Origin of the sequence: Micromonospora costi, assembly GCF_003626655.1 — a bacterium.
GTDB classification, from domain to species: Bacteria; Actinomycetota; Actinomycetes; order Mycobacteriales; family Micromonosporaceae; genus Micromonospora; species Micromonospora costi.
On record NZ_RBAN01000001.1, the window covers coordinates 1504060 to 1517383 of the forward strand.

General features: G+C 74.4%; 9 protein-coding genes and 1 pseudogene. 2 read left to right on the top strand and 8 right to left on the bottom strand.

Going from position 1 to position 13324, the window contains the following annotated elements; genetic code table 11:
* Positions 1–64: 64 nt before the first annotated feature.
* The 7 genes and pseudogenes from D7193_RS33370 to D7193_RS06815 all read right to left on the bottom strand — a co-directional run bounded on the left by D7193_RS33370 (position 65) and on the right by D7193_RS06815 (position 8900).
* Positions 65–1327, bottom strand: coding sequence for a hypothetical protein (locus tag D7193_RS33370; protein ID WP_158674779.1), 1263 nt, complete (start codon positions 1325–1327; stop codon positions 65–67).
* Between the two features lie 298 nt (positions 1328–1625).
* Positions 1626–2309 (bottom strand): annotated as a pseudogene (gene nfi / locus D7193_RS06790) (deoxyribonuclease V); the annotation flags it as partial.
* Between the two features lie 244 nt (positions 2310–2553).
* Positions 2554–3138: a DinB family protein gene (locus D7193_RS06795; RefSeq protein ID WP_241562834.1), complete on the bottom strand. Its 585-nt coding sequence runs from the start codon at positions 3136–3138 to the stop codon at positions 2554–2556.
* Positions 3139–3296: 158 nt separating this feature from the next.
* Positions 3297–3731, bottom strand: coding sequence for a hypothetical protein (locus D7193_RS06800; protein WP_120779311.1), 435 nt, complete (start codon positions 3729–3731; stop codon positions 3297–3299).
* Positions 3731–8137, bottom strand: coding sequence for a toxin glutamine deamidase domain-containing protein (locus D7193_RS06805; RefSeq protein WP_120778444.1), 4407 nt, complete (start codon positions 8135–8137; stop codon positions 3731–3733). Before D7193_RS06805 ends, D7193_RS06800 begins: the two co-directional genes overlap by 1 nt.
* Positions 8138–8151: 14 nt before the next feature.
* Positions 8152–8481, bottom strand: a complete 330-nt coding sequence (locus D7193_RS06810) for a hypothetical protein (protein ID WP_120778445.1) — start codon at positions 8479–8481, stop codon at positions 8152–8154.
* A 5-nt stretch (positions 8482–8486) separates the two neighbouring features.
* Positions 8487–8900, bottom strand: coding sequence for a YbaB/EbfC family nucleoid-associated protein (locus tag D7193_RS06815; protein ID WP_120778446.1), 414 nt, complete (start codon positions 8898–8900; stop codon positions 8487–8489).
* Positions 8901–8981: 81 nt separating this feature from the next.
* Here D7193_RS06815 and D7193_RS06820 point away from each other — a divergent pair, with 81 nt between their 5' ends.
* Positions 8982–10214 (top strand): SUKH-3 domain-containing protein, encoded by a 1233-nt coding sequence (locus D7193_RS06820; protein WP_120778447.1) that lies wholly within the window; start codon positions 8982–8984, stop codon positions 10212–10214.
* 88 nt (positions 10215–10302) lie between these two features.
* Here the strand turns inward: D7193_RS06820 and D7193_RS06825 are convergent, their stop codons facing one another.
* A complete protein-coding gene (locus tag D7193_RS06825; RefSeq protein ID WP_120778448.1) occupies positions 10303–11742 on the bottom strand; it encodes an aldehyde dehydrogenase family protein in 1440 nt (479 codons plus the stop codon).
* Between the two features lie 141 nt (positions 11743–11883).
* Here D7193_RS06825 and D7193_RS06830 point away from each other — a divergent pair, with 141 nt between their 5' ends.
* The gene (locus D7193_RS06830) at positions 11884–13320 is read left to right on the top strand and encodes a gamma-aminobutyraldehyde dehydrogenase (protein WP_120778449.1); all 1437 of its coding nucleotides are present in this window, start codon (positions 11884–11886) and stop codon (positions 13318–13320) included.
* Positions 13321–13324: the final 4 nt, after the last annotated feature.

Sequence of the window (13324 nt, forward strand, 5' to 3'; positions counted from 1 at the left end):
CCACTCCTTGGCCGCAGGTCGTCACGCACCCTGAGCGTATCGGAGGGCGCGGGCCGCGCTTCGGTCAGCCGGGTAGCCGGGGCATGTACACGGTGTGTTCGCCACCCCCGGCGGCCGGTGGCGGGCCGGCCTGCCCGGGAGCCGACGACGGCCCAGGCGTGGACGGGCCGGCCGTGGACGCGCTGGTCGCCGACGACGGCCCGGGCGTGGGTGGGCCGGACGGCGACGGGCTGTGTGCCGACGACGCGCCCGGGGCGGGCGGTGGGGCGGAACCGGGTCCCGCTGGCATCGCGCCGCCCGGGGAGCCCGCTGGCGTCGCGCCGCCCGGCAGGCCCGCCGGCGGGGCGGGCTCGGGACCCGTGGGCGCGGCGCCGCCCGGGTAGCCCGGCAGCGGCCGGGTCGCGTCGGGCCGGGCTCCGTAGATCCCGCCCGAGGGTCGCGGCGACGGCACCCCGTAGACGCCGCCCGTGGCGGGCGGCTGGCCGTACACCGGACCGGGCTGGACCGGCGCGGCCGGGACACCACCGCCGGCGCGGTAGGTGGTGCCGCCCGGGTTGCCGGGCAGCGGCAGGACCGACTCGCCGGCGGACGCCTTGTCCTGACGGGAGCGGCGGACCAGGAAGACGATCAGCAGCGCCCCCACGGCGACCAGGGCCAGACCCACGAACATCACGGGCGAGAGCCCGGAGGAATCCTCGTCGGTGGTGGCCGGCCCACCGGTCGGCGCGGCGAGCGCCGCCGGGGTCGAATCCGCGTCGGCGGGCGCTTCCGTCGGCTCCGGCGTCGGCGTCGGCGACGGCTTCGTCGACGGGGTCGGGGAGACGAGGGCCCGACCGCCGGTCACCCGCGCCGAGTCCGCGTCGCGGCCCAGATCCCGGCCGGACGCGGTGCCGGCCTCACCGACCACGCTCAGCCGCCCGTTCGGCGCCGTCGCCGCGAACGTGACGCGGTAGCGCACGGTGATGCCCTTGCCCTTGCAGAGCGTCGGCTTCGCGGGCGCGGTCTGCGTGGTGCTGAGCGCACCCGAGCCGCCGCCGAGCGGCACCGGGAACCAGCGCCCGCCGTAGCTGACCTGGACCGTCACCTGATTCGCCTGGAGGCCCGCCAGCCGCAGCCCGAGCGCGGTCCGCAGCATCACGCAGCCGTCGGTGCGCTTGCGGACCTCGACGCTCACCCCCTCGGCGGAGCCGCCGGCGGTGAAGCTGTCGGCCGCGCGCACCCGCACCAAGTCGTCGTCGGCCATCGCCGGCGCCGCACCGATCAGCACCAGGCCGCCCAGCAACGCGCCGACCGTCGCGAGCCGCGCCGCGTGTCGCCGTACCGCCATGATCACCTCGCCGTCCTCCCCGGTCGGGGACCGCCGGTCAGGCTACTACCGCTTCATGTGACCCACCCGTCATAGAGCGCCCCGGATGTGCGCCGCATTACCTCCCACCAGGCCGTCGGGTGGCGGTCCGGGGTTCGGCGGCGGTGCCATGTTCGGTGGCGGCGCCGAGGTCGGCGGCGGCGCGATGTTCGGTGGCGGCGCGATGTTCGGCGGCGGCGCGATGTTCGGCCGCGGCGCGATGTTCGGCCGCGGCGCGATGTTCGGCCGCGGCGCGATGTTCGGCGGCGGCGCCGAGTTCGGCGGCGGTGAGGGCGTCGCGGCATAGCCGGTCGGCGGTCCGGGTGGTCTCCGGCAGCCGGTACCGCGGGGTCGACGCGAGCACCCGGGCGACGGCGTTGTCCAGGCTCATCCGGTGGCCGACGCTCACGAAGACCGGTCGCACGCCGTCGCGGGTCCGCAGCACCCGGCCCACCACCTCGCCGCCGTCACGCAACGCCGACCACGCGCCCCGCTGGACGCCCAGCGGCGTCCACTCGCCGACCAACGGCGTCTTGCCCACACCGATCGACGGCAGGCCGGTCACCACCCCGAGATGACACGCGAGCCCGAATCGGCGCGGATGCGCCAGGCCGTGCCCGTCGCAGACCAGCAGGTCGGGGCGGATCCGCAGCCGATCCAACGCGTCGAGCAGCGCGGGCAGCTCCCGGAACGCGAACAGGCCCGGGACGTACCCGAACGCGGGCCTCCCGACGCTCACCGCACGGTCCACCACCGCGAGCGTCCGGGCGTCGAGCACGGTGACGGCCGCCGCGAGCAGGTCACCGCTCGCCGCGTACGCGACGTCCAGCCCGGCCACCGTCGCGGGCTCGGTCGGACCGGGCCCCACCAGGTCGACCCGCGACCGCAACTCCTCCTGTACGGCCACCGCCTCGGCCACACTGCGCGGCGTCGCCGCCGGATCCGGCACGGGTACGGCTGTCATCGGCTGCGGACTCCGTCCTGCGCAGGCTGCTTCGATCGGCCCGAGTGTCCCGAAGGCGCGCCGTCCCCGGGCCACCTTCCCTGATCCTCCAATGGATCACGCGGGATCGTGGCGGACGTCAGGCTGACACGAGACGGCTCCTCGCCGTCGGCGGGCTCAGTTCCCCGGGTACCGCTGTCCGTCGCGGCCTCGATCCCGCCCCCGGACCCGCGCGGCGGGCGCCTGCTGCCGCCCCCGTCCGCGGTTACTGGCCGATCCGGCCGTCGATCAGCTCGCGGAGCAGGTCGGCGTGGCCGTTGTGCCGGGCGTACTCCTCGATCATGTGCACGAGCAGCTCGCGCAGCGAGATGGACGTGCCGTCGCGCTGGCGTCCCTCGGCGCCGAGGTCCGTCCGGTCCACCAGCTGCTCGGCGAACTCGATTTCGGCCCGCCAGTTCCGCCACGCCTCGGCCACCACGTCCGGGTCCGCGATCGCCTCGTTGAAGTCCGCGTCCCGGTCGGCCTCCGTACGGTAGATCGGCGGCGCCTCCTCCCCGGCCATCACCCGGCGGAACCAGCCGCGCTCCACCTCGGCCATGTGCCGGACGAGGCCGAGCAGCGACATCGTCGACGGAGGTACGGCCCGGCGGGCCAACTGCTCGGCGTCCAGGTCGGCGCACTTCAGTTGCAGGGTGAGGCGCTGATCGCGGAGGTACTCGACGAGGATCGTCCGCTCGTCGTCGAAGTTGCCCTCCGAACGCGGATCCTCGTCCGGGTGGACGAACATGTTCGACCAGGCGAAGCCCTGCGCGGGCGTTCCGGCACCGTGGGAGGCGGGAGAGTCGGGCATACCGCGACCCTCTCCGACGATGGACGGCGCGGCAACCCGTTTGCCCACTCATGACCTTGCCGCCCGTCCTGCTTGATCAACACCACTTCGCCGAAGTAGCGGTATCCCCACCCGCCGGACACCGCTACTTCACCGATCTGGTGTCGATCAAGCAGGGCCTACGCAGCGATACTCGGATCAGCGCCCGGCTGACCCGCGCGCTGAAGCTGCTCCTCGAACATCACGAACGTCCTCCGCCGGATCCCGTGAACCAACGCCCGCTCCTCTGCGGTGGGATAACGCCGCTCATGGGCCTGGGCGTCCGTGATGGCCTTCACCGTCTCGTACAGCGCAAAGACCGGACCCTCGCCCCGGAGGTAGTACGCCCGATCGTGTTCCGTCCGCTGAACGAACTCCTCCCGTGTCAGTTCCTCGATCTCGTCGCCGCCAACGAAGAGGAGCGTGTCGATGAGCTCGTTCGCCGGAGTCCAACCGCCGTTGTCCTTCGAGAGACGCCAGGCGGCGATGCCGCCGTCGGCCGTCGGAACGAGCTTGACAGGCGACTCGTAGTAACTGAAGAAAGCTGGAAGGGTCACACCGTTGGCCCGATCCATCACTGCGACGCCTCATCTCCGCCATAACCCGTCGCGCGCCAAAACGCGTCCTGCTCTCGCGCGAGCAGGCCGTTACGCAGCCCCCTTTCAACCAGCGTCAATGGTCGCCCCTCTGCCGCAGCTAGCGCTTCCAGGTCCCGCCGAATCTCGTAGAGCGCATGATCCCAAACCGCAACTTCCTCGACAGCGTCAAGGTGCAGACGCAGCTCGGCGATATGCCCGTTGGACATTCGAAGCCTGAGCAGCACATCCCGATATCCGCTCGGCTGCGGCCGAAGGAAGCGATCCTTCACTTCCACCACGACAACGTCAGGATCTCCACCGAGATCATGAAGCGTGTCGTACAGATCATCCAGCCGCTCGAACTCCAGCTTCGCGGCTGCGAGATCCTTCAGGCGGGACGCGTCATTGTCGTATTCAACGAGCTTGTCGAGCACTCGCCTGTGAGCCTTCGGCTCACGACGCCAACCTGCCTTTGCGCGGTCGCTGGCAAGCCGCGCGACCAGCTCGTTCAGCTCGCGCTGAGCAACTTCCGCCTTGGCAGACAAGTCTCGGAGATAGGCGGCCCGGTAGTCGTCATCATGACGTCGCGAGCCGTCGAAACCCATTTGCACGCTGTCCTGGCGACGGCCGGCCAGATCGCGGCTCACCTCGATCTGATGAGGAGCGAGGGGGGTGGGCAACGGCGAGGCTGGCACTCTCGTGGCCAACGCCTCGGGGCCGCGCTCTGATATCTCGTCCAGCACCTCACCGAGGACGTCGATGGCCTGTGGGTGACCGGTGAGGTGGTACAGCGTCAGCGGTCGGGCGGTCAGCGACCGGAACAGTTCCGGCGTCGCCAGGGCCATGCGCACGACGTCAGGCTGCTGGACGACTTGCCGGAGCAGTTTCTCGGCGAGCCGCGGCTCCGCCCGAGGTGGCTCCCGTCGCGCCCGGTCCAGCATGTCCCGTACCCGCTGGTCCGCGAAGAACGTGGCCAGGTCCCGCGCGGCGGCATCGTCGAGTTGGGGGACGAGCTGCCGCAACGTCGCGGCGTCCAGTGCCGCGGCCAGTTCGGCCGGCGGTACACCGGCCCGGAGAGCACCGTCGAGATCGGACATGCCCGTCATCCGGGCGTCGACCGGCTCCTCGCCGTCGCGGGCCGGCGAATCACGGACCGCGGAGCCGGGGGTCGCGAGGGTGTGCATCCGGTTGAGGTACGGCTCGCCGTACCCCTCGTCCCTGCTGGCCGGCGGGAATTCCGGCAGGTCCGGAAGGACGCTGAACCGTCCTCGCCGCAGGCCGGCCATCGGCATGGGCCGCGCGTCCGGGCCGAGCACGAGGACGTCGAGGTCGACCACGTTGTACGGGTGGGCGACTCCGCTGTGCCGGTAGAGCGGCCGGGTGCCGATCCGCCCGGTCTGCGGGTCGAGGTAGAGGACGGTGCCGTTCTGGTTGAGGGCGACCCAGAGGTGGGAGCCGCCGCCCTCCCACGTGTTGATCACGAAGGCGTAGCTGCCGTGCCCGCCGAGCAGCAGCTGGTCGTGCAGGTTGCGGTAGCCACGGTCGACGGCGTGCCGCCGCTGCCCGGGATCGGTGACGCCCTCCCGGTCGCACAGCCGCTGGAACCGGCCTCCGGTGACGTCCTCCACCCGCCCCGGCCCGTTCTCCTCGCCGTTCAGCGGCCGGTTGACGTCCCCGGCGGCGTACGCGTCGAAGGTGCGCGGCGCGGCCACCCGGGGGCGGCCGTGCATCCAGGTGTCGAAGAGCGACAGCGTGCAGTCCGCGCAGTTGATGCCCCGGGTCGGGTCGGCGGCGGGGCCGCCGTCGTTCACCAGCCGGAACCAGTCGCCTCGCCGGGGATCGGGCGTACGGACGACCCGCCCGTCGGGGTCGCGGGGCACCCGCCGCTCGACGTCGGTCTGATGCAACGCCAGCGGGGGACGCAGCCCGCCGGGCCGGCCGTAGCGGCGGGAGCGGTCGATCGGCGGCGGATGGTCGTCGTCGGTGAGCGCCGAGCTGTCGCCCGTCTCGACCGCCCCGGTCGCCAGGCCCCCGACGTCGTCGTTGATGCGGACGAAGGCCGACTCGTCGACGTCGGCCACCGGCGGGGCGACGTTTCCGGCCAGGACCGCCTCGGCGAGGTCCCGCTGCTGGTGGCACCAGCGTTCCCGGTCCCGGGCCTCGGCGAAGTGCCGCTCGGCGTCCGCGCGCCGGCCGGCGTCGGCCAGCAGGCGTCCCTGGCCGGTCAGCCAGCGAACCTCGTCCTGCGTACGGTCGGCGGCGCGCCGCAGCTCCGCAGCCCGGTCGTGCCGGCGAAGCTCCTCGTGGTTCGTCCGTTGGTGGGCGAAGTGGGCCCGGTAGCGCCGGCGGTCGAAGGCGTCCCGGTCAGCCGCCCAGGTGGCGGCGTACCACTCGGGTGTGCGCGGGCGCGCCCCCTCCACGTCGGCCGGCGGTGACGGTGTGGTCGCCCCGACCGCCGACCGGTGACTCGCCCCCGGCGGCCAGCGATCCGCACCGCCCGGCGGCCAGCGATCCGCACCGTCCGCTGGCCCGTGACCCGCGGCGCCGTCCGGCAGCTGGCGACCGCCCGGCGGCCGATGGTCGGCGCCCCCGATGGACGGCGGCGGCCCCGGAACCGGCACGGGCAGCGGATTTCCGGCGAGACCCGCGCCCGCGCCACCGGCCGTCGGGGCCGGACCGGCGGCGGACCAGGCGGGCGCCGGCGCACCCGCAACCGTCGGGGCCGGACCAGCGCCGGACCAGGCGGACGTCGACGCACCCGCAACCGTCGGGGCCGGACCAGCGCCGGACCAGGCGGACGTCGACGCACCCGCGCCCGTCGTGGTCGGGCCGGTCGCGGTCGCCGACGCGTCGACGCTGCCGCCGCTCGGCGGTACGGCGACCGGCGCCGCCGCGCTCAGCGTGGGGCTCGCGGCGTCGGCGAGCGGGAGCGACACCGGCGGCGACCCGGAGGGCGGGAGAGGCGCCGCAGACACCGATGGCGGGAGAGGCGCCGCAGACACCGATGGCGGGAGAGGTGCCGCGGACGCGGAGGGCGGGAGAGGTGCCGCCGACGACACCGGCGGCGGAGATGCCGTGGCGTCCGACGGCTGTCGCGGTGTCGGCACGGGAGCCTCGCCCGCCACCGGCACCGACTCGGCCGCCCCGGGAACGCCCGGCACCGGCTCCGCTGCCGCCGGGACAGCCGGCACCGACCCGCCAGCGACCGGCGTGGGTGCCGGGTCACCCGCCGTCACCGGTGGACCGGCCGCGTCCGGCGCACGGACCGCCGCGCCGGACGCCGTCGCGGGCCCGGCCGCGGCGGTCGGCACCGCCTCGGGCACCCCGACGGCGACCGGACCCGCGAGCCCGGCCACCGTCGGGACGGTCACGTCACCCGGCGTACCGGGGTCGGAGGCCGCGAGTACGTCGAGCCGGGACCGGATCGCGGCGTCGGCCTGGGCGGTGGCCGAGCCCACGCCGCCGGAGACGGCCGCTCGGGCGGCGTCCTCCACCGACGTGAGGCCCTGCCCGGTGGCCAGGGCCGCGGCGTTCTCGGCGATCACCTCGCCGGCCGCCTCCCGGCCGAGATACTCGGCGGCGCGCGCGCCGGGCGCGCTGGCGTGCCGGCCGAGCCCGGCCAGCGGTGCGGCCGCGCCACCGGCCAGCCCGCCGAGCGCCGACGCGCCCAGGTCGGTGAGGTCCGGCCCGTCGCGCCGGCCCGTGGAGGTCTGGTACGCCTGCGTGGCGAGGGTGACCCCCGCCTCCTCGCCGGCCTCGGTGAGCGCACCCGTGGCTGCCCGGCGCGCCAGGCCCCGTACGCCGCCCTCGGCCACCTGCTTGGCGGCCCGTTCGCCGGCCTCCTTCAACCCCTGCCGCAGCGAGGCGCGGGACAGTTGCGCGGTGAGCCGCCGGAATATCTGCTGGACGATCAGCCGGCTCGCGGTGATCGCCGCCCCGGCGGCCGGTGAGGCCGCGCCCGCCGTGAGGACGGTCGCGACGGCCAGGGACAGCAGCTCGACGACCAGGATGCCCAGCTCGATCCAGACTTCGAGCTTCGCGGCCTCGATGTCGCAGCCGCACTCCTCGACGAGGCGGCCGAGGTCGGTGCTGACCGCGAGCAGGACGGGAACCGGCGCCTCATCGCCCTCGGCCACCCGGCGCCAGGCCGCGTCGAACGCCTCCCCGACCGTCCCGCCGTAGCCGCCGCGCACCTCGGCGGCCGCGGCGACGGCGTCGGCGCGAGGGCCGGCGAGCGCGGCGGCCACGGCGTACCACTGGTCGGCGAGGTCCCAGACCGCGCGTTCGTTCCCCTCTGGCCACTCGACGCCCACGACCCAGTCGAGCGCCTCGTGGACCCAGCCGGGCAGGTCCCACGGCGAGTAGTCGAGCGGGTGCGGCACAGGGCTCGGCAGCAGGCTCATTCCGTGCCCCGTGGTCAGCGCGGACCGGTGATCCGGCCGAGCCGGCCCGCGGCGGCCGCGTCGGTGTCCAGGGTGGCGTCCACCGAGCGCGTCACGTCGGCGCCGAGCTGGGCCAGGGCACGGCCGATGCCATCCCAGGCCACCAGCACGGTCTCCTCGTAGCCCCGGTAGATCCGCTCGAAGGCCGCGCCGGCGTCGTCGCGGCCCCACGGCCGCTGCCCGCTCGCCGCCGCTATCCCGCCGCCGATGTCGGCGCGCCGGGCGGCCACCGTGGCGGCGGCGGCGCGCAGGTCGGCGCCTCCGCGTCGCGCCCGGTCGGGGTCGAGCCAGAGCTGACCGGCCACCGGGCTCACCTCCCGCCGCCCAGGGCCGCGTCGGCCCGGGCCAGCAGCGTGCCGAAGTCTCCGGTACGCAGGAACTCCGCCGGACCCGCCCCGGCGGGCAGGTAGCCGGCGACCAGGTCCTGCGTGGCGGCCACCGCGCCGGCGGTCGCCCGCCGGACCGTCTCGGTGATGGTCCGGCTTAGCGCGGCGGCGTCCCGTGACTGGTAGATGCCCGGGTCCAGCTCCACGGCGATCAGCTCGCCACGGGCGCCGACGGTCGCGGTCACCCGGCCGTCGGCGGACCGCTCGGTCACCCGCAGCTCGTCCAGTGTGGACCGCAACTCGTCCAGACCAGACCGGAGCCGCTGGTACTGCCCGTACACCTCGTCGAACCGTTGCCGCAGCGCGTGATTGGCGTTCCGGTCCACCGCGTCGCCCACCGCCAGCCCTCCCCGTCACCGTCGGTAGGCCGAACCATACCCGGCGCGACGAATCCGTGGGGGTCCGGTAACTTCGATCGGGTGATCGACCGTCGTCAGGCTGAGCAATTGGCCGCCGTGTGGGCCCGCCGTGACTCGCAACGCCTGGGCTACGAGTGCACGCCGACGGTCGACGAGTTCGATCTCGGCTACGTCATCTCGTCCACGGTGTCCACGCAGGCGCGCACGCTCCCGGGCGACCTTCCGACGATGGTCGTCGACAAGGAGACGGGCGAGGTGACCACCTGGCCCCGGGTCCCGCCCGAGGTGGTCGGGGAGATGTACCGGCGGAACCGGCCGCCCGGGCCGACGGCCCCGCGCACGGTCGACCCGGCGAGCCAGGTCCTCCGGGAGATCCGCCGGTTGCCCACCCCGGGCGCCACCGCACACCTGGGCCTCGACGGCCGGCTGTTCCGGGCGCACGGGGCGAAGGGCGATGTCCCGCTCCGGCACCACCCGCTGGTCCGCCGCTACCTGGACGACCTGCCGCCCGGCCGGCTGGCCCGCGGCGGCGACCGGCACGCCGAGCTGATCGTGGTCTCCGACGTCCTGCACGAGTACGACCACCGGCGCGCCGCCGAGGGCATCGCGCCGATGGGGATGGGCGATGCGGAGGCCCTGCTCGGCGCGGCGCGGTTCGAGGTGTTCCGGGTCCGCGAGCCCGGCGACCCGTACGGCGGCCCGGCGGAACGCCCCTGCGACTCGTGCCTCGCCTTCCTCGTGCGCTTCGGCGTGCTGCCCCGCGCCGAGCTGGCGTTCACGGCCGAGTGGCGGCCCGAGCACCGCCCCGCGCACCACCCCGGGCGCTTCCCGGAGGAGGTGGCGGACGCCCTGGTCGACGGGGGCTGGGAGGACAGCGGGTTCAACGCGGCGCTCGCGGCCGGCGCGATCCAGGAGACCTGCGAGGTCGCCGGCCGCCAGCACCGGCACGAGCCGTTCCCGGCGGCCGTACGGGCGCTGACCGCCTTTCCGGCGGTGCTCAGCCGCCGGCGCGGCCCCGGCGAGCAGGTCTGGATCAGCCGGTTCACCACCAACCCGCTGCGCGGTGCGCACAGCGCCGACACGCTCGCGGACTTCGCCGCCGTGCTGGGCACGCGACTGTTCCCGTTCGGCTCGGAGCACGGCGACAGCATCTTCGCCGTCGACGAGCAGGGCCGGGTCTTCGCGTTGGACCAGGCCGGCGAGTGGTTCCTCGGCGCGGACGTGGACGCCGCACTCACCACCCTGCTGCTGGGCCGCGCCCCGGCCCGCGTACGCGACGACGGCACCTGGTAGACCGGCGGGGCACCGACGCGGCGGCGCGGGCAGCGCCGGGCCGACCGGTCGGGGCACGTCGACCCCCGCCGGCGGGACAGGCCGGCGTCTACAGCGGCACGCCGGTGAGGACGAGCACCCGCGGTTCCGTGTAGTCCTCCATGGCGCTGCGCAGGCCCTCGCGGCCGACGCCGCTGCCCTTCGTCCCGCCGTACGGCATCTGGTCGGCCCGGTACGACGGCACGTCGCCCACGATGACGCCGCCCACCTCCAGCACCCGGGCGGCCCGGAACGCCGTGCGGACGTCGTGGGTGAAGACGCCCGCCTGCAACCCGTACGCCGAGTCGTTGACGGCGGCGAACGCGGCGTCGTCGTCCTGGACCCGGGCGACCACCAGCACCGGGCCGAAGACCTCCTCGGCACTGACCTTGGCGTCGGCGGGCACGCCGGAGAGGACGGTCGGCGGGTACGTGGCGCCCTCGCGCCGCCCGCCGACCTCGATGGTCGCGCCGGCGACCACGGCCTCGTCGACCCACGCCTCGACCCGGCGCGCGGCGTCCTCGGAGATCATCGGCCCGACGTCGGTGCGCTCGTCGGCCGGGTCACCGGTCCGCAGTTCCTCGACGGCAGCCACGAGCCGAGGCAGGAAGCCGTCGTAGATCCACTCGTGCACGTAGACGCGCTGCACCGCGATGCACGACTGCCCGGCCTGGTAGTTCGAGAACGTCGCGATCCGCTGCGCGGCGAACGTCAGGTCCTCGTCGGCGGCCCAGTCGGAACAGATGACCGCGGCCGCGTTGCCGCCCAGCTCCAGGGTGACGTGCTTCTCCGGCGCGGCGCGCCGGATGGCCGCGCCGACCGGCCCGGAGCCGGTGAACGACACGACCGGCAGCCGGGGGTCGGCGACCAGGTCGGCGGCGCGGTCGTTGGGCAGCGGGAGCACCGAGAACATCCCGGCGGGCAGGTCGGTCTCGGCGAGCAGGTCGCCCAGGAGCAGCGCGGAGAGCGGGGTGGCCGGCGCCGGCTTGACCACGATCGGCGCGCCGACCGCGATCGCGGGGGCCACCTTGTGCGCCACGAGGTTGAGCGGGAAGTTGAACGGCGTGATCCCGAGGACGGGGCCGCGGGGCACCCGGCGCACCAGGGCGATCCGGCCGGTGGCGGCCGGGTCGGTGTCGAGGCGTTGCAGCTCGCCGGAGAAGCGGCGGGCCTCCTCGGCGGCCCAGCGGAAGGTGGACGTCGCCCGTCCCGCCTCGGCCCGTGCCCACTTCAGGGGCTTGCCGTTCTCCTCGCTGATGAGTCGGGCGACCTCGTCGGCCCGCTCGGCGAGCCGCCGGGCGACGTGGTCCAGCGCGGCCGCGCGGGCGTGCGCGGGCAGGGCCGCCGCCTCCGCGGCCACCCGCGCGGCTGCCGCGACGGCCGCCTCGACCTGGTCCGGCGTGGCCATGGTGGTACGCCCCACCGCCCGGCAGTCGTAGGGGTGGTGGACGGTCAGTTCGCCCTCGCCGTGGGCGGGGCGACCGGCGACGTAGAAGGCTCTCGGCTCCACGACCGCAGCCTAGACGACCCCACATCCGCACGGAAACAGTCGCCGCAGGGCTTGTATGCCGCGAATTCAGTAGCCAAGATGGCAGTCAGATTGCGATTACCTCCGCTGACCTCATCCCCCGGCCACCCTCGGAGACACCTCATGAGTGACCAGCAGCAGTTGCGCAACTTCGTCAACGGCCAGTACGTCGACCCTGTGGACGGCGGGTACGCCGACCTGGTCGACCCGTGCACCGGTGAGGTCTTCGCGCAGGCGCCGGTCTCCGGCGCCGCCGACGTGGACGCCGCCATGAAGGCCGCCGCCGACGCCTTCGAGGGCTGGCGCGACGCCACCCCGGCCGAGCGGCAGAAGGCGTTGCTCAAGCTCGCCGACGCGGTCGAGTCCCGGGCCGCCGAGCTGGTCGACGCGGAGGTGCGCAACACCGGCAAGCCCCGTCAGCTCACCGCGGAGGAGGAACTGCCGCCCTGCGTCGACCAGTTCCGGTTCTTCGCGGGAGCGGCCCGGCTGCTGGAGGGCCGCTCGGCGGGCGAGTACATGGCCGGGCACACCTCGTACGTGCGGCGCGAGCCGATCGGCGTCTGCGCCCAGGTCACGCCCTGGAACTACCCACTGATGATGGCGGTCTGGAAGATCGCGCCGGCGCTGGCCGCCGGCAACACGGTGGTGCTCAAGCCGTCCGACACCACCCCGGTGTCCACCCTGCTGCTCGCCGAGATGGCCGCCGAGTTCCTGCCGCCGGGCGTGTTCAACGTGGTCTGCGGCGACCGCGACACCGGGCGCGCCCTGGTCTCCCACCCCACCCCTCAGTTCGTGTCGATCACCGGCTCCACCCGGGCCGGCATGGAGGTGGCCGCGGCCGCCGCCCCCGACCTGAAGCGCACCCACCTCGAACTGGGCGGCAAGGCGCCGGTGGTGATCTTCGACGACGCGGATGTCGCGGCGGCGGCCGAGGCGATCGCGGTCGGCGGGTACTTCAACGCCGGGCAGGACTGCACGGCGGCGACGCGGGTGCTGGCCGGCCCCGGCATCCACGACGACTTCGTGGCCGCGCTCGCCGAGCAGGCCCGCAACACCCGGACGGGCGCCCCGGACGACGAGGACGTGCTCTACGGCCCGCTGAACAACGCCAACCAGCTCACCCGGGTACGCGGTTTCGTGGACCGGCTCCCCGACCACGCGACGCTGGAGACCGGGGGCTCACAGGTCGGCGAGCGCGGCTTCTTCTACTCCCCCACGGTGGTGTCCGGGGTCCGGCAGGCCGACGAGATCATCCAGCAGGAGGTCTTCGGCCCGGTCATCACCGTGCAGCGGTTCTCCGACGAGGACGAGGCGGTGCGCTGGGCCAACGGCGTCGAGTACGGCCTGTCGGCCTCGGTCTGGACGAAGGACCACGGGCGGGCCATGCGGATGACCCGGCGGCTCGACTTCGGCTGCGTGTGGGTGAACACCCACATCCCGTTCGTGTCGGAGATGCCGCACGGGGGCTTCAAGCACTCCGGGCACGGCAAGGACCTCTCGGTCTACAGCCTGGAGGACTACACCCGGATCAAGCACGTCATGCACAACATCGAGGGCTGAGCGG